Below are 19815 nucleotides of genomic sequence, written 5' to 3'. Positions count from 1 at the left end.
TAATGTAATCACCTCTCCATTCACTGTACTCTGATCCTAGGGTCTATAGCGCTCATGATAATATCGGAAATAAGTGTCCCAAATAAGGTTGCTAGTCCATAAATTAAAATAAGAGCGGTCACTACACTATAATCTCTTTGTGTGATTGAAGTGATAAATAAATTTCCCATTCCTGGAAAACCAAAAATACGTTCAATCACAACTGACCCACCCAGTAAACCAGTAATTTCATAGCCAGCCATCGAAGCAATCGGCAAAGATGCGTTCCTAAAAATATGTCGTGTAAAAATCTTTTTCGTTGGCACTCCTTTTGCTCGCGCTGTCCTTACAAAATCACTCGATTTTAAGTCAATCACTTCACTTCTTAAGTATTGAATCGTAACCGCCGTTGCCAATAATGCAGATGTAATCGCCGGTAAAATCAAGTGGTATGCACGACTCCATAAGTAAGCAATCGTTCCCGGTTCAACATCAGGTGATACGGAACCTAGTGTTGGAAACCAACCTAGTCGATAACCGAAAAAGAAAAGAATAATTAAAGCAAAAACAAAACTAGGGACGGCAAAACTAAAAAAGTTATACACCACGACCGCTTTATCAAATTTAGAATTTTGATATCTTCCTGATAATACACCTAAAGGCAACGCAATCGCATAGGTCAAAATAACTGTCAACAGCGATAGCCAAATCGTATTCATCGCCCGTTCACTAATTAAATTTGCTACTGGAATTTTATATTGATAGCTGGCACCAAAATCACCTTGCAGAGCATTGACTAACCAACGAAAATATTGTGTATACCAAGGATCATATAATCCAGCTTTCTCCCGCAACATTTCAATTTGGGCAGGATCTGTTCCCGGTTGAATCAACCCTGAAAAAGGGTCTCCTGGCATCATTTTGGCTAAAATAAAAATCAATACGCTCAAAATCAGCACTTGAGGAATCATCAACAGGATTCGTCGCAAAATCGTTTTCCACATTCGCTTGCACCTCCGTCTTTTAATGCCACTTGATGTGTCTCACTGATTTTATGTAAATCATAGACACGACCATTTTGATCATAATACTCTTCTTGATACGCATGATACTCTTGTTCAATTCGGCGCCGCTCCGCTTTATGTTCTTCTCGATGAGCCACATCGATTTTAGGAATAGCTGACAGTAATCGTTTTGTATATATATGCTGAGGGTTCGTGTAAATATCTTTTCGGGAACCGATTTCTACAAAACGACCTTTGTACATAATCGCGATATTATCACACATATGTTTGACAACTCCGAGGTCATGGGAGATAAACAAATAACTCAATCCATACTCTTCCTGAATATTTTTCATAAAATTCAATACTTGTGCTTGGACAGATAGGTCTAAAGCTGACACGGGTTCATCCGCAATGATCAATTTAGGATTCGTTGCGACTGCTCGAGCAACACCTAAACGTTGACGCTGACCTCCAGAAAACTCATGCGGATATTTGTACAACGCATCTTCCGGCATTCCTACGATATCTAAAAGCCCCTGAACCTTATTCTTCTCCTCTTGAATACTTAAACGTTCAAAATTGCGAATTGGTTCTGCGATAATATCCAATACTCTTTTTTTAGGATTTAAACTAGACATAGAATCTTGAAAAATCATCTGCACGTCTTTGTTATAGTGCAACGCTTTTCGATTGTGCGCTTTTGTCACGTCCTTGTCTTGATAGGAAATGCTACCGCTCGTTACTTTCTCTAAGCCAATGATTGCTTTTCCAGTAGTGGATTTACCAGAACCTGATTCACCGACTAAACCATATGTTTTGCCTTTTTCAATGATAAAATCAACTCCATCAACGGCTAATACATGATCAGTCACTCTGTTAAAGAAACCACTACGGATCGGATAATGAACTTTCAAGTCTTTGATTTGAATAATTTCTGCCATTATACTTCCTCCTGATCGTCTCTAAAATGGAAATGCTGATAACAGGTACAGCGGACAAAATGGCCCTCTGACACTTCATGCAAAGTTGGTTCTGCTTCATGAGCATCCTCTGGAATCCAAGGAATTCTTGGCGCAAAACGACACCCTTCTCTTGGTAATTTACTCAATGAAGGGACTACGCCTTCGATCACATGTAATTGACTATCATCTGAATTTTCTTGCGGAATTGATTGTAGTAAAGAACGTGTGTATGGATGTTTAGGATTGCTGAATAATTCTTCAGCTGTCGCAACCTCAACAAATTGTCCCGCATACATCACCGCTACCTTATCTGCCATTTCTGCTACCACACCTAAATCATGAGTAATCAAAATAATTCCTGAACCCGTTTCTTCTTGTAGATCCTTAAGTAAATCCAAAATTTGTGCTTGAATCGTTACATCTAGTGCCGTTGTGGGTTCATCGGCAATGATGATAGCAGGTTTACAGGCAATTGCTATCGCGATAATGACACGTTGACGCATTCCTCCAGACAACTCATGAGGATACTGTCTGCCCACTCGTTCTGGATTTGGAATGCCAACTTGCTGCAACAACTCCATTACCCTTACTTGCATTTGTTCTGCATTCATATCAGTATGATAGGTTAAGCTTTCCTTGATTTGATCATCAATCCGCATTAAAGGATTGAGTGCTGACAATGGATCTTGAAAAATCATACCAATGTCATTCCCACGTATTTTGTTGTATAGCTCTTCGTTAAACGTAGTTAAGTTTAGCTCTTTATAGAATATTTCCCCAGTTACACGACTATAGTTTGCATCATGTAATCCCATAATCGTTGTTGCTAATGTGCTTTTGCCACAACCCGATTCACCAACGATTGCGAAAATTTCATTATTTTCTAGCTCAAATGACACATCATCTACTGCATCATAATACTCATCTTTGATTCTAAATCCAGTGTGAAGATGTTGAATATCCAATAATTGACTGCCATCACTCACATTAATCCACCCCTTATTATCGACTTTACAGTTCGTCATACTAAAAACTATTTATCATAGAATAAAATTGCTAATCCATTACATAAAAAACGCTTCAACAACCTTATTGTAATCTTTTTTATGCAATTGTATATAAGATTTACAAAAAATGCAACATTTTGGTAAAAGTATATTTATTTCGAAACACACAAAAAAAGTCTGAGACATAACTCTACGAGTTATATCGGCTCTATACTTTCTGATGTTGGTGAGAAATCACCGGCATCTTTTTAATGCAAAATAATAGAAAAGACACCCTGATATCCTTTAGAATTAAGTCGTCTAAAACCATTCAAAAAGGAGGAAATCAAGATGTCCTACACCAATCTTATCAAAGAAACCTTAGATATTCTAGACTTAAACATTACTTTTAATGAAAATGGCTTAAAAAAAGAACGAATCAAAGGTAGAATCTGTCAGGTCTTCTCAGGTACGCTCGATTATGCTGCTCATGTTTGTCCTCATTGTGAATCGAAAGAGAATGCCGCCATTATACGTTGGGGCTTTACAACTTGTCTGATTTTACTGAATGATGTTTCGGAGTATCAAACGTATTTACGCTTGAAGAAACGCCGTTTCTTCTGTTACTCCTGTAATCGATCGTTCGTTGCTAAAACGAGTCTTGTTGAAAAACATTGTTCGATTTCAACTAAAGTGAAGCTATCCATTGCCGATAGACTCAGAAAAACCACTTCTATGAGTGAGATTGCGCGTCAAAAGAAGGTCTCTGTCTCTTCTGTTTATCGTGTCCTAAAACGATTTTATGAACCTAAAAAAATCAACCGACTCACTTTACCTGAAGTCCTTTGTTTTGATGAATTTAAATCAGTTAAGCAAGTCACCGCTTCTATGAGTTTTATCATGATGGATGGTCAAACAAAGCAGTTAATTGATGTCGTTGAAAATCGTCAGCTCCCTTTTCTAGAGCGGTATTTTTCACATTTTCCTTTGGCTGTTCGTAAAACGGTTAAGTATATTGTTTGCGATATGTATGCTCCTTATTTTTCTCTCGTTAAAAAGTTATTTCCGACGGCTCAGATTATTCTTGATCGCTTTCATATTGTCCAACTCATCAGCCGAACCTTTTTAAAGCACCGTATTCAGAGAATGAATACATTTCTTCATCAGGGAAATACAGAAGCAAAAAAATATCGACACTTGAAGAAATACTGGAAACTTCTTCAAAAAAATCAGTCGAAGCTTGATTTTGAAAAACGCCTTTGGCGTTCTTCCTTCCGCACCTATTTAACTGAAACAGAAGTCGTGGATCGTTTACTTGCGTATGATGACGAATTGAAAAGTGGCTACACCTGTTATCAGGACTTTCTTTATGCCGTACAGACAAGAGATTTTGCTCGGTTTTGTGCACTATTAGACGAAGATTTTTGTCGTCTTCCTACCTATTATCAAACGACTATTGGTACTTTTAAGAAGTACAAAAATGAAATTAAAAATGCGCTAGAATTGCCTTATTCTAATGGACCATTGGAATGTTTAAACAACCCTATTAAAGTGTTGAAGAGAAATGCTTATGGGTTTCGTAATTTTTACAATTTTAAGTTGAGAATTTCTTTATGTTTTGGCACTATTCTTTTTCAAGAAAATAGAAAAACCTAGAGGAAATTTCCTCTAGGAATCATATTAATCGATTTAATTCTTTAGATTTTCTTCACCAACATTAGTTGACAAAGAGCCGTTATATCTCAGACTCAAAGAATCCGAATAAACGGCGGGAGCAAAAGCAACTCCTTCGGAAATAAGTTGAAATCCACAAAAATTTGAAGAGCAATTTTCGTAAAATCCCTCTTATTTCTCGGAGTTAAACACTTCTGTCCCAGCCTCTTTTGTGATAATGTGAAAAAAGTCGAGTTTTTGAAAATAACCTACTCAACCTTTGGCACAACCTCATTTTGCATTTTTTAAATTATAAGTGATTCATAATATAATCTACAGCAGCACCAACTGTTTCAATTTGTTCTGCATCTTCATCAGAAATTTCTGTACCAAACTCGTCTTCAAGTTCTAAAACAAATTCCATTACACTAATCGAATCTGCATTCAAGTCATCTTTAATGTTTAATTGATCTGTCACTTTCTCAGCTTCAATATCAAAGTGGTTTGAGATAATCTTCGCTACTTTTTCAAGTACTTCTTCACGACTCAACTGTATTCACCTCCACTGCTTTTGAAAAGCGTTCCTCACGATTGAGTTAAACGCTATGATACATTGTACTCACAAATAATCGATTTGTCCATCTTTTTTTGCAAAAACATTACAATACGGTTGCAAACAGGTTGCGAAAATGGTTATTCTTTTGTTTCATAATAGCTGACAAGCTGGGGTACAACTTCGGTTTTTAACATTGTCTGAATTTGACGAATAGTATAGCGAACAGCTTCTGGTCCTGTTGATCCGTGTGTTTTGATAACAGGCGCTTTCAACCCAAATAAAACGGCTCCACCGTGCTTAGAATAGTCCATCTCATCTTTCATACCACGTAAGGCATTTTTTAAAAGTAAGGCGCCCATTTTGCCTTTAAATCCTTCTGCAAGAATCGAGGACTTTAAGAGTCCCATCATATTTAGCGCTGTTCCTTCGATCGATTTTAGCACGGCATTGCCTGTAAAGCCGTCGGTCACAACAACATCAGCAGCGCCACTTAATAAATCACGCGCTTCTACGTTTCCAATAAAATTGATACTGTCTTCTTCTGATAGCAACTCAAATGCTTTTTTCGTTAATTCGCTCCCCTTCGTTTCTTCAGAACCATTGTTCAAAAGAGCAACACGAGGTGTCGCGATATTTCTCACTTTTTCAGCATAAAAAGAACCTAACACAGCATACTGAACAAGATGTTCCGGTTTATTATCAGCATTCGCACCTAAATCCAACATGTCAAAGCCGCCATCTGGTTGACCGATAACTGGCAAAGTAGACATCAAACCAGGACGCTCAACATTCTTGATTCGTCCCACGATAAACAAACCTGCTGCTAATAATGCTCCAGTATTCCCAGCAGAAAAAATCGCGTCCGCCTCACCATTCTTAACCGCTTGAGCAGCTAGAACCATCGAAGCGGTTTTCTTACGACGAATCGCCTTAACCGGCTCATCGTCACTATTGATTTTCTCATCTGTATGAATAATCGTAATATTCGTTTCATCGGTTACATACTTTTTAATTTCATCTTCTTTTCCATAAAGTAAAAACTCAATCTCAGGAAAATCCTGCTTGGCTAGCATCACACCTTCAATAATCGCCTGCGGTGCATGATCGCCACCCATTGCATCAACTGCAATCTTCATAAAATAGTCCCTCCTAGGTAAATTACAATAAATAGTATAACATATCGAAAAGCGGAACGAAGCGTTTAGCTCTCATGAAAATTAGGACTCTGACTAGGAAACGCTCTTTTGTTTCATAGACAGATTATCTATTTTCCTTGAGAGTTGCTTCGTGCAGCTGGATCATCGAAAAGCGGAACGAAGCGTTTAGCTCTCATGAAAATTAGGACTCTGACTAGGAAACGCTCTTTTGTTTCATAGACAGATTATCTATTTTCCTTGAGAGTTGCTTTGTGTAGCTGGATCACGAAAAGCAGAACGAAGCGTTTAACTCTCATTTCAACTCCTCACACCGTCTCAATACGATTAGTCAAAAAACTGTTGCTCATCATCATTGGGTTTAATTTTATCCGCAACACCACGATACTCTGGTAAAACCCACCACTGCTCTTTTTTCCAAATAATACTAGCTTCTTGACGAGCTACTTCAAGTATATTGAAATCTGTTACAATATCACCCACAGCAAATTGCGGAACACCAGATTGCCTAGCACCAAATACCTCACCAGGCCCACGCAATTCCAGATCTTTTTCACTTAGTACAAAACCATTATTCGTTTCCGTCATGATTTTCATCCGCTCTACACCCATTTCATTTTTGGGATTAGCGACTAAAATACAATAAGAGGCTTCTGATCCTCGCCCAACACGACCACGTAGTTGATGCAGCTGAGCTAAACCAAAACGATCAGCATCCATGATCAGCATAACAGTGGCATTGGGGACATTGACACCTACTTCGATTACTGTAGTCGAAACTAAAAGCTGCAAGTTATTCTCTTTAAATTCCTGCATGATTTCTTCTTTTTCCTGATTTTTCATTTTGCCATGAAGTAACCCGACCTGATAAGTAGGATTAAAGAAAGCAGACATATGCTCAAAAATCTCCGTAGCATTTTTAACATCTAAGGCTTCAGATTCTTCGATCAACGGACAGATCACATAGGCTTGATGTCCACGAGCCAGCTCTTTTCCCATCCATTCTAGAACTGTATCTAATTGCGGTGGCCGAATCCAGCGTGTTTCTATCGGAATCCGACCAGCTGGCATTTCATCAATGATCGAGACATCCATCTCACCAAACGCTGTAATGGCTAACGTTCTTGGGATAGGTGTAGCTGTCATAAATAAGACATCTGGCTTCAACCCTTTTTCTCTTAAAATTCGCCGTTGGTTCACACCAAACCGATGCTGCTCATCTGTAATAACCAAGCCCAATTTATGAAAAATAACATCTTCTTGGATCAAAGCATGTGTTCCGATAATAATATCGATTTCTCCTGTCGCTAATTGTTGAAGCAGTTCTCGGCGCTCTTTTGTTTTAGTTGATCCCGTTAAGAGTGCTGTCCTAACTTCCAGAGGATCATAAAGTTGCTGGAGACTTTCCATATGCTGTTGTGCTAAAATCTCTGTTGGTACCATTAAAGCGCCTTGAAAGCCAGCTGTCATCGTGGCATAAAGAGCAATTGCTGCCACAACTGTTTTACCGCTCCCAACATCCCCTTGTAACAAACGCTGCATATGGTTTTGGCTCATCAAGTCTCGGCAGATTTCATTCGTCACTTTCTTTTGAGCCGCTGTCAGTTCAAATGGAAGCTTTTGTGTAAATAATTTTAGGCGCTCCACATCATATTGGATGCTCAACCCATTTTTTTCTGCTTTTTCTTGTCTTTTCAAACCTTGCATTTTTAATTGAAACAAGAAAAATTCTTCAAAAACAACACGCCGCTTAGCTTGATGACCGTCTTCTGGACCGCTAGGAAAATGCATCGCAAACATCGCTTCTTTTCTCGGCATCAAACGATACTTCTCCAACAAGTCTTGCGGCAAAATTTCGGGAATAAGTTCTCCATATTTTTCAAAGCCCGTTCGAATCAGCTGAATCAAGCTGCTTTGTCGAACTTTTTTATTCACATGATAAATCGGAGCAAAATCCTCACCATCATTTTTGGCTGCTAAAATTTTCATACCATTCAACGATTTTCGTTTAGCGTCCCATTTCCCATAAACTGCGATTTCTTCAGACATCACGATTTTGTCTTTTAAATACGGTTGATTAAAGAAGGACACATTGATCACCGCGTGGTCTTGCATCATCCGAAACATCATGCGACTTTTTTTATAGCCGTAACGACTCACGACTGGTTCAGATACAACTAAACCTTTTAGCGTAACTTTTTCTTGATCTTGGATTTCATTTAATTCCTTTTCTTGGATATCATCATAGCGAAAAGGATAGTAGGACAACAGCTCTTCGATTGTACCAATGCCTAACTCTTTTAAATTCTCAGCACGTTTTGGACCCACGCCGGTCAAGACACCGATATCATCCGCTAAGTTCACCACTCTTCCTCCTCTCATTAAATAGATACGTGTTTTACTCTTCATTTGTTTATTTTCTAAAGAAAAAGGGTGTGGGACAAAAGTAAAAATTACTTTTGTATCACACCCTAAATACGAATAAACGGTGAAGCAGAAGCAATCACTACGCTTCGCTTCGATTACATCAAATTCTAAGTGCTAAAGCACTAAGCTTTGAAAGCTTCGGAAATAAGCTGAAATTGCTGTAAAACACAACAAGGAATGAGTTGATGTTGCACAGTACCTACTTGGTCACTAAAATTTGAAAAACACTAATTAGGCATCATTCAACATCGAAATTGACCATTTTGTGTTTCTTGTCATTTTCGTGAATTCCTTCTTATTTCTCGGGATTAAACGCTTCTGTCCCAGCCTCTTCAATAAATCATTTGTTATTCCGCTGAAAATAGGTATGGATACACTGGTTGTCCACCTTCATGAATCTCGGTTTCTAGATCTTCATATTCAGCAGTCAAGGCTTCTACAAATTTTTCAGCTTCTTTCATTGTGCCACCTTCACCGACAATGATTGTTACGATTTCTGTATCTTCATCGATCATGCGTTTTAGTGTATCCAATGATGCTTTGAACATATCTGGTTCAGATACTACGATTTTGCCGTCAATCATTCCTAGATAGTCATCTTTTTTGATTTCAACATTATCAATCGTTGTGTCACGTACAGCCGTTGTTACCTGCCCACTCACAACACTTTCGATCATTTCTGTCATCATCGTTTTGTTTTCTTCAAGGCTTTGTTGATCATTGTAAGCAAGCATTGCTGTCATTCCTTGAGAAATTGTTTTGGTTGGAACAACCGCTACTGGAATATCTGCCACTTCGGCTGCTTGATCCGCGGCCATGAAGATATTTTTGTTGTTAGGTAAGATAATTACTTGATCAGCATTGACTTCTTTCACAGCTTTCAAAATATCTTCTGTACTAGGGTTCATCGTTTGACCGCCGCTGATGATATAACTTGCACCAAGACTACGGAACAATTCTTGAACTCCTTGGCCTGCTGCAATTGCAATCACAGCGTACGGAACACGCGCTTTTTTAGTAACAGCTGCTTTGGCATCATGTTCAACTAACGTCTCATGCTGTAAACGCATATTATCCACTTTGATTTTCACTAATGAGCCAAATTTTTGACCATAGTTCATTACCTCACCGGGATGTTCTGTATGCACGTGAACTTTGATGATTTCATCGTCATTTACGACAAGTAAAGAATCACCTAATTCATTTAAGTAGTTTCTAAATGTTTCATAATCGAAGTCACTATCAACAGTTGGACCTTCTCCGATTTGAACCATGATTTCTGTACAATAACCAAACTTGATATCTTCGGTTGCTACGTGTCCACTCACTCCACGGTGATGTTCAGCATTGACCATCTCATCCATTTCACCAGGACTTGGCTCATAAACTTCGGTTGCTAAAAATTCACCTGACAAAGCTTCTAAAAAACCTTCGTAAATAAATAACAACCCTTGACCACCACTATCGACTACACCGACCTCTTTTAATACAGGTAAAAGATCTGGTGTTTTCGCTAAAGCGCGTTTTGCACCTTTCACAACGGCTTCCATTACTTCGATACAGTCATCGGTTTCTTTGGCTTTACGCTCTCCAGAACGAGCAGCTTCACGGGAAACAGTCAAAATTGTACCTTCTACAGGTTTCATTACTGCTTTATAAGCTGTTTCTACACCATGTGTAAATGCTGCGGCTAAATCTTTTGCATTCAACGTCACAACATCTGGAATTTGTTTAGAAAAACCACGGAATAATTGTGATAAGATAACACCAGAATTTCCTCTAGCGCCCATCAACAATCCCTTTGAAAGAATGGTTGTTAATTCTCCAACTTTTTCAGAACGAGAATCTGCTACAGCTTTCGCTCCACTCGTCATAGATAAGTTCATATTTGTTCCTGTATCGCCATCTGGCACAGGGAAAACGTTCAATGAGTTGACATACTCTGCATTTACATGCAGACGACTCGCACCAGCCTGAACCATCTCTTGGAACTGACTTGCACTGATTTCTGTTACATTCACCTAAAAAATCCTCCTTTGAGATTCCTGCAAATAAATGATCATTCATCTATTTAACAGCTGGCTACCTAGTCAGGCAACACACGAACACCTTGCACAAATACATTGACGGAATTTGCCGTTACGCCAAGCAATGTTTCAAGGTTATATTTTACTTTTTCTTGTACATTTCGAGAAACTTCTGAAATTTTTGTTCCATAACTTACGATTGTATATACGTCGACCGCAACGCCATTTTCTTCTTGACGTACGACAACACCTTTAGAATAATTTTCTTTACGCAAAATGCCATTTAAATTATCTTTGATTTGGTTTTTACTAGCCATACCGACGATTCCATAGATATCTGTCGCAGCACCGCCAACAACCGTGGCGATAACCTCATTGGTAATCTCAATGGTGCCTGCTGGTGTTTTGATTTTTACAGCCATTGATGAAAGCCTCCTTAAAGAGCACAATTGCCCTATTTTCTTCTATAATATTTTAACATAGCCATACCTTAATGAAAAGGAACTTAGCCAGATTATTATAGAGCGTCTCATCGAATTTACCAATAATTGTATAATTTACATCGTTTGACGGAAAATGTCAAACAGATTTGAAATTCTTCTTGCAAAAAAGAACTTTCTATGATAAATTAATTTAGTATGAGCTGAAAACTATCGCTCCGAGATCAAAGCAAAGGAGGAAACTAAAAATGGCAAAAGTATGTTACTTTACTGGTCGTAAGACAAGCAGCGGCAATAACCGCTCACATGCATTGAACGCTACTAAACGTACTGTTAAACCTAACTTGCAAAAAGTTCGTGTATTAATAGACGGTAAACCTAAAAAAGTTTGGGTGTCAACTCGTGCTTTGAAATCTGGTAAAATCGAGCGTGTTTAATAGAACGTCATCAAAAAGCTGAACGGCATGCCGCTCAGCTTTTTTTCTTGCTTATTTGTCTGTACTTTGAATCACAGCGACCATTCCTGAAGCAAAAGAGAACGTTGCCGTTGTTCCAACAAACTCATTACTTGCATAAGAAGTTGGGACAACTACATCTACATGATCCAAGGTATACTTGCTATCAAGTAACGTCAGTTGTTCAACTGGCGTTAAACAACAATAAGCAAGATAGTTCATCTCAGCTTCTTTTTCTACTCTGTACTTCCCTGGCATATAATAAGAAATGCTATTTTGTTGATCTTTTAATTTAATTTGTTGAACAAATGCTTGAAAACGAGGTTCCAACGGCAGCCATAGATTGGCTAAAAAATGATCCAAACGCCCGCCTGTTGCACCAATAATGGTTATCTCAGCCTCTGGAAACTTTTTAAGCGTCAGTGCCAAAGCAAGTTGTGTATCCGTATCATCTTTTTCTGCTTGTGCTTTTTTTACTTCTTTTGCGTGTTTTTGAATCAACTGTTGCTCTTCAATCGTTAATGAATCAAAATCCCCTACGGCTATATCTAATGACCAATCTTGCTCCACAATATATAAACTTCCGCGGTCAATTCCTACAAAATAATCAAAATCTTTAGCGTTTAATTGCGGCCACTTATCTGGTGAACCGCCAGCCACAAGAAGAATATTCATTAGTCCAACACAGCTCTCAACGAGTCGATCTGATTTTTTGGACTTTCTGCATTATAGATATAGGAACCAGCTACAAATACATTTGCACCAGCTTCTTTACAACGCTTCGCTGTCTCTGGAACAATGCCACCGTCTACTTCGATATCGTACGTATAGCCTTTGGACTCTTTCCACTCTTTTAACTGGGCAATTTTATCCAACGAACTTTCGATAAATGATTGTCCGCCAAATCCTGGATTAACGGTCATGATCAAAACTTGATCGACTAAATCTAAGACATACTCAATCGCTGATAACGGTGTACCGGGATTAATCACCACACCGGCTTTTACACCAGATGCTTTGATCATTTGCACAGCACGATGGATATGCGGTGTAGACTCTTCATGAACGGTGATAATGTCCGCACCAGCTTTAGCAAATGCTTCGATATAGTTTTCTGGCTGAACGATCATTAAATGAACATCTAGTGGCAGCTTAGTCACCGGTCTAATTGCTGAAACCACATTCGGTCCTAATGTAATATTAGGGACAAATTGACCATCCATCACATCTACGTGGATATAATCCGCTCCTAGTTTTTCGACTAATTTAATATCTCTTTCTAAATTGGCAAAATCGGCACTTAAAATCGATGGGGCTAGTTTCATTAAAGACACTCCTTTATTTTTTCTTATAAATTGGTCTGCGATTTTCTATTTCTAGTAAAAACTGCAGATAATTATCATAACGTGTTTGAGCAATTGTTCCAGCCTCGACGCGCTGTTTCACTTCGCAACCAGGTTCTTTGCGATGCATACACTCACGAAACTTACACGCTGAGGATGCTTCTACAAATTCTGGAAATTGTTTTGGCAGCTCTGTTGTTTCCATCTCTAAAAAGTCGATTGAACTAAACCCTGGTGTATCTGCGACTAATCCCTCATACAGGGGTAGTAGCTCTACGTGACGCGTAGTATGTTTTCCTCGTCCTAGTGATTCAGAAATTTTATCAGTCGCTAATTGTAATTCCGGAGAAATCTTGTTTAGTAAGGTCGATTTTCCTGCACCAGACTGACCCATAAAAACAGTTAACTGTTCGGGGAAGTACTGTTCTAAAGCACGCACCGCTGCATCGTCATCTGCTTTTGTTGCAGCAATTACAGGATACCCGATTTCTTCATAGACTTTTTTTACCTGAGTCACACTAACGGCTTCTGTTCCAGTCAATAAATCGATCTTCGTCAAATAAATGATCGGAGCAATTTCTTTCTCTTCCAATGTAACTAAAAAACGATCCAGTAAATTGTAGGAAAAGTTCGGTTCCACCATGCTCATGACGACCACGCCTTGATCGACATTTGCAACCGGTGGACGAACTAGTTCATTGTGTCTAGGGAAAACTTCAAGTAAATAACCGTCCGTCGGATTATCACTTTCAAACATCACTTCATCCCCAACCAATGGGGTGATTTTTCGATTACGGAAATTGCCGCGGGCTCTCGTTTGAAATGTTGCACCCTCTGCATAGATGTAGTAAAACCCACTTAATGCTTTTCTGATTTGACCTTTCAGAAATGCCACCTCCTCGTTCTATTGGTTTCATTTTACCATAGGTTGGGAGAAAGCTAAACGGAAGATAGCGCAAACCCTTTTTTGGTACAAAAAAAGTGATGAATACTCGATTTCACAGCTTCATCACTTTTTCATTTATTAATTATTTTCTCCATTTGTTGGAGCTGTTGCGTTTGAGAAGTTTACAGTAACTGGTTCCCCTTTAGCAAGCATACTTCCTGCACTTGGAGAAGTGCTTGAGGCGGTACCTTTAGATACGTCACCAGAACCTGCAGCGTAAGTAAAGCCACTACTTTCTAATTTAGCCTTTGCTTCTGCTTGAGTTAACCCTGTAACGTCTGGAACGGCTACTTCTTTAGGGCCTGAACTAACTCGTAAGATGACCTTGCCAGTTTTAGTATCAAATGTCGCCCCTTCTTTAGGTTCCTGAGAAATAACGGTTCCCTTACTGACTGTATCGCTTGCTTCATCCACTTGTTCATATTTAATCCCTAGTGCAACTAAGTCAGTTACGACATTTTCATATGAACGTCCTACATAATTACCTAAAGAGATTTTAGTTGAGTCAGAACTAGTCTCTGTTGTTTTCTCAGGCCCAGAGCTGACTGTTAATGTAATTTTCCCTTTTTTAGGATTAAATGGATTGCCTGCTGCGGGATTTTGACCAATAACTAGGTCCTTCCCTACTGTATCACTCGGTTTATTCACGCGCGTAATTTGATCTTCTTTAATGCCGTAACTTAGTAATTCGTTTACTGCATCATCGTAGCTATATCCTAAGCTTGCATAGTCAGCAAGATACACATCTTCTGGCCCTTCACTTACAACCAAACTGATTTCATCTGTTTTTGGATCTACTTCTTCACCAGATTCTGGCGTTTGACTGATGACTTTATCTTCATCCACCTTAGGATCGGTCTCTTTGGTAATCTTGATTTGGCTTTCTTTAAAGCCTAAGTCACCTAACTCCTCGATTGCATCTTTATAGCTTTTCCCTGTCACTTTAGGTAGTTTGATTTTTTTATTTCCAGAACTAATATATAACTCGATTTCACGATTTTTCTTTACAGTAGAACCTATTTCAGGATTGGTCTTCACTACTTTTCCTTCTTCGATCGTGTCGCTTTGTACTTGTTTGGTCTCCGTTTTCACTTCCAAACCGGCATCTTCCAGCATTTTACGTGCTTGCGCTTCTGTTTGGTCCTCCACATTAGGAATCTTGACTTCACTGCTGCCGCGACCTGCAAAGTAGAAAATCCCACCAATAATTAAAGCGAGTGCTAATAAACTCAAAAAAATAATCAGCGGCTTCTTTTTCTTCTTTTTCTTCTTAGCTTCTGCTTCTTGTTGTTCGATCTCCTCATGCTCATTTCGTTCTTCCGTTGGCGTTTCCATTGAATTAAAAGACGATGGCATGGTCATATCATCTGTGATCGGTGTTAAGATTTTGGTTTCACCCATTAGTCCTGTCGGCTGCCATTTAGGTTCATTTAAACGATTTGCAGCTAAAACTGTATATAAATCCCGTGACATTTCCTCCGCTGTTTTATAACGGTCCGCTGGATCCTTCGTAGTTGCATGTAGCACCACATTTTCTAATGATTGAGGAATATTCGGATCAAAGTTTTTCACAGAAGGCATTTCTTCTTGGAAATGCTTCAATGCAATCGTTACTGCTGATTCTCCATCAAATGGTACATTGCCTGTCAACATTTCGTATAAAATGATTCCCACGGCATAAACATCTGACTGATTGGTTGCCATACTGCCACGTGCTTGTTCTGGCGAGAGATAATGAACTGAACCTAACATTGTATTGGTTTGTGTGATTGATGTCTCAGTTAGCGCAATAGCGATCCCAAAATCAGTGATTTTGACAACACCGCTTTCGTCCATCAGGATGTTTTGCGGCTTTAAGTCTCTATGAATGATTCTATGTTCATGCGCAAGTGACACTGCTGATAAAATTTGTTCCATGATATCAACTGTTTTTGCATATGGAATTGGGTATTGTGTTTGAATAAATCGTTTTAGATCCATCCCTTTCACATACTCCATTACTAAGTATTGTAACCCGTCTTCTTCCCCTACATCATAGACACTGACGATATTCGGATGAACCAATTCAGTTGCGGCTAACGCTTCTCTTTGAAAGCGGCGAATTGCTGCTTGATCATTTTGAAAGTCAAAGCGCAGCACTTTAACAGCAACATCACGATCCAAAATCAAATCATGCGCTAAAAAAACATTTGCCATGCCGCCGCTGCCGATATTGCCAATAATATGATATCGACCATTTAATTTTCTGCCGATTTCAATCATTGGTTTTCCTCCTTCTGTTCGTCAAAATGTATTACTAAAACAGTGATGTTATCGGCACCACCAGCTTCATTGGCAGCTGAGATCAGTGTTGTAACTTTTTCATTTAAGGTTTTTTCTGAAAGTAACGTAGCCAAAATATCCTCTTCTGAGACCATGTTTGTTAATCCATCTGAACATAATAAAATATAGTCATCAGGTACCCAAAGATGATTTGCTACATCGACTTCAACCATTCTTGGCATACCTAGCGAACGTGTCAATACATTTTTCCGTGGATGATTCGCAGCCATTTCTCGCGTAATTTCGCCAGATTTTACTAATTCATTAACTAAAGAGTGATCTTCCGTCAATTGACGCAGTTGATTATTGCGTACTAAATAAGCTCGGCTATCGCCAATATTCGCTAAGACGAAGGCCTGATCCAACAATACCGCACTAACGATCGTTGTTCCCATGCCTAAATATTCAGGTTGAGACTGACCTTTGTCATAAATCATTTCATTTTCATCTTGAATTTCTTTGATCAACCATTGGGCTGCCTTTTCCGACGTGTCGATTTGACTTTCACGCCAACGTTCACCTAAATTATTGACTGCCATCTGACTGGCAACGTCTCCTGCTTGGTGCCCACCCATTCCATCGGCTAAAATAGCTAAAGAAACACCTGACTGGTTCTCAAATAGACCAGCATAATCTTGATTTGTATTGCGTTTTCGACCGACATCTGTTTGAAAATTGATTTCCACTATGCTTCACCTCGTTTAACAAACTTTTTGCATACAGCAAATAAAAAATCCATCCGTTCCTAACTGATGTGGGTATAACGTAAGCATTTGATCCTGTACAGACGGTTGGACCGCCTCACTGACACACACATCGATTTTTTTAAATTCTGGATGCTTTTCTAAAAATGTTGCAATAACTTCTTGATTTTCTTCTTCGGCAATTGTACATGTGCTATAGACCATTATACCCGATTGTTTCAAGGTTTGTGCAACACTTTCTAGAATTTCTAATTGAATTTCTGGTAATTGCTCAAAATCTTGCGCTGATTTATTGTATTTTATATCGGGTTTTCGACGCATCAAACCCAGGCCTGAGCAAGGTGCATCTACTAAGATTCGATCGAAGTATTCGGCAGGAAATTCTTCTCCTACTTTACGTGCATCTAATTTTTCAGTGTCGACAACATCTTTTACATGCAGGCGTGCCGCATTTTGTTTGATCAATTTTATTTTATGATCGTGGATATCTAAAGATTTCACACGTCCACCTTGTGCTGCATCAAGAAATGTTGCGATATGAGTAGTTTTGCCACCAGGAGCTGCACAGGCATCTAATACAACATGATTTTTTTCGATTTGCATCGCTGGTGCAACGAGCATAGAACTTTCATCTTGAATAGTTAATTTTCCTGCATCAAATAAATAATTCCCGGCCATAAACCCCTTATCTGCCACTACACCATAAGGCGAAACGTTACTCGCTCTTGCTTCGATATGGTCTTCATGTAACACGTCTAACGCATCAGAAATACTGATTTCACGTGTGTCTACACGACCGCTAACGTGACTTTTTTCAAAAAGTGACAACCCTAATTTTCTTGTCTCTTCCATCCCCATTTGACAGATCAGCTTTTCAGTCAACCATTTTGGCATGCTGATTTCTACTGAAAGACGTTCCACCGGATCTTTGATGTTGTCTAAACTAGGTGCACCTTCACGTTGATAAGCCCGCAGTACGCCGTTGACAAATTTACCGATGCCGACATTTCCACGGTGCTTCCCTATTTCCACGGCTTCATTAATGATTGCATGATCAGGGATTTTATCTAAAAAGACTAATTGATAAATCGATAAGCTAAGTAAATTTTTTACCCAGCTGTCCACTTTTTTAGGATTGGTGATAAATGGTGTTAGATAGTATTCCAATAGCAACTTACGGCTGATTGTTCCGTAAACAAGTTCTGTAAATAAGCGACTATCTTTTTCTCCTAATGCGGATTTATTGATCATTTCATTTAATAAGAGATTGGAGTATGCTCCACCGTTATCTACACGTTCGATCGTTCTCAACGCGACATAACGAACAGAACTCTTCACTCTTGCTGGTATTTTTTTTCCCATATTGATTAACCCACCCTATCTGCTTGTGTAACTGTTTTGCCAACCCCGTTTAAGAAGTCTTGAATCAATAATTTCCCTTTGCCGGACGGCTGAATCACGTTCACAGAAAGAACGGTTCCGTTCCCACAAGCAATCCATAATTCTTTTTTGCTACGCTTAATGATCGTTCCCGCTTCGGCTGTTGTTGTTTCACTCAAAGGTGTAACATCCCATAACTTCCAAGTCGTTTCGTTATAGGTGGTGAACGCAGTTGGCCACGGACGCATACCACGGACCTGATTGTCCACCTGTTCCGCAGTTTTATGCCAATCGATTTTTTCCTGTTCTCTAGTAATATTGGGAGAAAAGGTGACTTGCGTTTCATCTTGAGGCATCGGTGTGATGTCATTGGCTAAAATTTTAGGCACTGTCTCTAGCAACAATTCTTTGCCGACAATACTTAACTTGTCGAACATTGAACCGACATCATCTGTTTTAGTGATCGGAATTGCTTTTTGAGAAAGAATATCGCCAGCATCCATTTTTTTCACCATTTCCATGATCGTCACACCTGTTTCTTTTTCTCCCTCGATTATCGAATAATGAACGGGAGCACCACCACGGTATTTTGGCAGTAATGAAGCGTGGACGTTAACCGCACCGAATTTTGGGACATTTAAGATTTTCTCAGGTAAAAATTGGCCAAAAGCCGCTGTCACAATCAAGTCCGGTGCAAGCTCGATGATTTTGTCCATTTCTGGTGAGCCTGAAATTTTTTCAGGTTGTAAAACAAGCAACTCATGTTTCATCGCAGCTTCTTTGACAGGTGTTGGTGTGATTATTTTTTTTCGCCCAACTGGACGATCTGGTTGCGTCACGACTGCTTGAATTTCATAGCCATGTTCGATCAGCCCTTCTAAAATAGGTACTGAAAAAGCGGGTGTTCCCATAAAAATTAGTTTAGTCATCTAAATGTTCCTCCATATATGCCTCTAAATCTTCTGGTTTGATTGGTTCAATGATTTTATCGATAAATAGCTCACCATTGAGATGATCGATTTCGTGTTGGAACGCTCTAGCAAGATAGCCATAAGCGGTAACTTCGATCTCGTCCCCTTCACGATCAAAATAACGTACAGTCACTTCATCTGCTCTTTCGACCGTTCCATAAGTTTCTGGAATACTTAAGCAACCTTCTACATCAATATCTGAGCCTTTACGTTCGATGATTTCAGGATTGATCAGTTCAAACAGGCCTGTTTCGTCATCTATTTCAATTACAGCGAGCTGAAAATTTTTACCAATTTGCGGGGCAGCTAAGCCGATCCCATCGTGGGCAACCATTGTTTCATACATATCTTCTAAAAGAGAGATGGTTTCATCGGTGATCATGGTTACAGGCTTTGCTTTTTGTTTCAGACGTTCATTAGGGTGTATCACTATAGGATAGCGCATTCGGTTTCCTTTCTTTGGACCAATCATCATCAGTTTCTTCTCTCACTGTGATTTCTTG

The 19815-nt window shown here is 39.1% G+C and carries 18 protein-coding genes; 2 read left to right on the top strand and 16 right to left on the bottom strand.

The window, feature by feature from the left end; all coding sequences use genetic code 11:
• Positions 1-20: 20 nt before the first annotated feature.
• Genes opp4B through IGJ55_RS01050 form a run of 3 tightly spaced genes read right to left on the bottom strand, consistent with a single transcriptional unit; the run spans position 21 to position 2934 of the window.
• Positions 21-983 (bottom strand): oligopeptide ABC transporter permease, encoded by a 963-nt coding sequence (gene opp4B / locus IGJ55_RS01060; protein WP_069639171.1) that lies wholly within the window; start codon positions 981-983, stop codon positions 21-23.
• Positions 950-1927: an ATP-binding cassette domain-containing protein gene (locus tag IGJ55_RS01055; RefSeq protein ID WP_430607129.1), complete on the bottom strand. Its 978-nt coding sequence runs from the start codon at positions 1925-1927 to the stop codon at positions 950-952. Before IGJ55_RS01055 ends, opp4B begins: the two co-directional genes overlap by 34 nt.
• Positions 1927-2934, bottom strand: a complete 1008-nt coding sequence (locus tag IGJ55_RS01050) for an ABC transporter ATP-binding protein (protein WP_430607127.1) — start codon at positions 2932-2934, stop codon at positions 1927-1929. Before IGJ55_RS01050 ends, IGJ55_RS01055 begins: the two co-directional genes overlap by 1 nt.
• A 351-nt stretch (positions 2935-3285) precedes the next feature.
• On the opposite strand from IGJ55_RS01050, the gene IGJ55_RS01045 reads away from it, so the two are divergent.
• On the top strand, positions 3286-4590 hold the full coding sequence (locus IGJ55_RS01045) for an ISL3 family transposase (protein WP_430607124.1): 1305 nt from the start codon (positions 3286-3288) through the stop codon (positions 4588-4590).
• Between the two features lie 307 nt (positions 4591-4897).
• Here the strand turns inward: IGJ55_RS01045 and acpP are convergent, their stop codons facing one another.
• From acpP to IGJ55_RS01020, 5 genes are all read right to left on the bottom strand, one after another.
• The gene (acpP, locus tag IGJ55_RS01040; RefSeq protein WP_069639168.1) at positions 4898-5137 is read right to left on the bottom strand and encodes an acyl carrier protein; all 240 of its coding nucleotides are present in this window, start codon (positions 5135-5137) and stop codon (positions 4898-4900) included.
• Positions 5138-5280: 143 nt separating this feature from the next.
• Complete coding sequence (gene plsX, locus IGJ55_RS01035; protein ID WP_069639167.1) at positions 5281-6279, bottom strand: phosphate acyltransferase PlsX; 999 nt, start codon at positions 6277-6279, stop codon at positions 5281-5283.
• A gap of 345 nt (positions 6280-6624) precedes the next feature.
• On the bottom strand, positions 6625-8679 hold the full coding sequence (gene recG / locus IGJ55_RS01030; RefSeq protein WP_430608102.1) for an ATP-dependent DNA helicase RecG: 2055 nt from the start codon (positions 8677-8679) through the stop codon (positions 6625-6627).
• 392 nt (positions 8680-9071) lie between these two features.
• A complete protein-coding gene (locus IGJ55_RS01025) occupies positions 9072-10745 on the bottom strand; it encodes a DAK2 domain-containing protein (RefSeq protein WP_069639166.1) in 1674 nt (557 codons plus the stop codon).
• A 65-nt stretch (positions 10746-10810) separates the two neighbouring features.
• Positions 10811-11173 carry an Asp23/Gls24 family envelope stress response protein gene (locus IGJ55_RS01020; RefSeq protein WP_010761897.1) on the bottom strand — a complete coding sequence of 121 codons (363 nt, stop codon included), beginning with the start codon at positions 11171-11173 and terminating at the stop codon, positions 10811-10813.
• Between the two features lie 266 nt (positions 11174-11439).
• Between IGJ55_RS01020 and rpmB the strand changes: the two genes are divergently transcribed.
• On the top strand, positions 11440-11628 hold the full coding sequence (gene rpmB / locus IGJ55_RS01015; RefSeq protein ID WP_069639165.1) for a 50S ribosomal protein L28: 189 nt from the start codon (positions 11440-11442) through the stop codon (positions 11626-11628).
• A 51-nt stretch (positions 11629-11679) separates the two neighbouring features.
• Here the strand turns inward: rpmB and IGJ55_RS01010 are convergent, their stop codons facing one another.
• The 8 genes from IGJ55_RS01010 to def form a co-directional block, all read right to left on the bottom strand.
• Positions 11680-12321, bottom strand: a complete 642-nt coding sequence (locus tag IGJ55_RS01010) for a thiamine diphosphokinase (protein WP_430607120.1) — start codon at positions 12319-12321, stop codon at positions 11680-11682.
• Positions 12321-12971: a ribulose-phosphate 3-epimerase gene (gene rpe, locus IGJ55_RS01005; protein ID WP_069639163.1), complete on the bottom strand. Its 651-nt coding sequence runs from the start codon at positions 12969-12971 to the stop codon at positions 12321-12323. The genes IGJ55_RS01010 and rpe overlap by 1 nt, the downstream gene beginning before the upstream one ends.
• A 13-nt stretch (positions 12972-12984) precedes the next feature.
• Complete coding sequence (rsgA, locus tag IGJ55_RS01000) at positions 12985-13884, bottom strand: ribosome small subunit-dependent GTPase A (protein WP_069639162.1); 900 nt, start codon at positions 13882-13884, stop codon at positions 12985-12987.
• A 129-nt stretch (positions 13885-14013) separates the two neighbouring features.
• Complete coding sequence (pknB, locus tag IGJ55_RS00995; RefSeq protein WP_069639161.1) at positions 14014-16197, bottom strand: Stk1 family PASTA domain-containing Ser/Thr kinase; 2184 nt, start codon at positions 16195-16197, stop codon at positions 14014-14016.
• On the bottom strand, positions 16194-16943 hold the full coding sequence (locus tag IGJ55_RS00990) for a Stp1/IreP family PP2C-type Ser/Thr phosphatase (RefSeq protein ID WP_069639160.1): 750 nt from the start codon (positions 16941-16943) through the stop codon (positions 16194-16196). Before IGJ55_RS00990 ends, pknB begins: the two co-directional genes overlap by 4 nt.
• A gap of 15 nt (positions 16944-16958) precedes the next feature.
• Positions 16959-18323, bottom strand: a complete 1365-nt coding sequence (rsmB, locus tag IGJ55_RS00985) for a 16S rRNA (cytosine(967)-C(5))-methyltransferase RsmB (protein WP_430607118.1) — start codon at positions 18321-18323, stop codon at positions 16959-16961.
• Between the two features lie 5 nt (positions 18324-18328).
• Positions 18329-19270 carry a methionyl-tRNA formyltransferase gene (fmt, locus tag IGJ55_RS00980; protein WP_207121711.1) on the bottom strand — a complete coding sequence of 314 codons (942 nt, stop codon included), beginning with the start codon at positions 19268-19270 and terminating at the stop codon, positions 18329-18331.
• Positions 19263-19757 carry a peptide deformylase gene (def, locus tag IGJ55_RS00975; RefSeq protein WP_069639228.1) on the bottom strand — a complete coding sequence of 165 codons (495 nt, stop codon included), beginning with the start codon at positions 19755-19757 and terminating at the stop codon, positions 19263-19265. Before def ends, fmt begins: the two co-directional genes overlap by 8 nt.
• Positions 19758-19815: the final 58 nt, after the last annotated feature.

The organism is Enterococcus sp. AZ170, from assembly GCF_050545135.1.
In the GTDB taxonomy this organism is placed as follows: Bacteria; Bacillota; Bacilli; order Lactobacillales; family Enterococcaceae; genus Enterococcus_L; species Enterococcus_L ureilyticus.
Note: the sequence above shows the minus strand (reverse complement) of the source record. Positions and strands in the feature narration are given on the sequence as shown.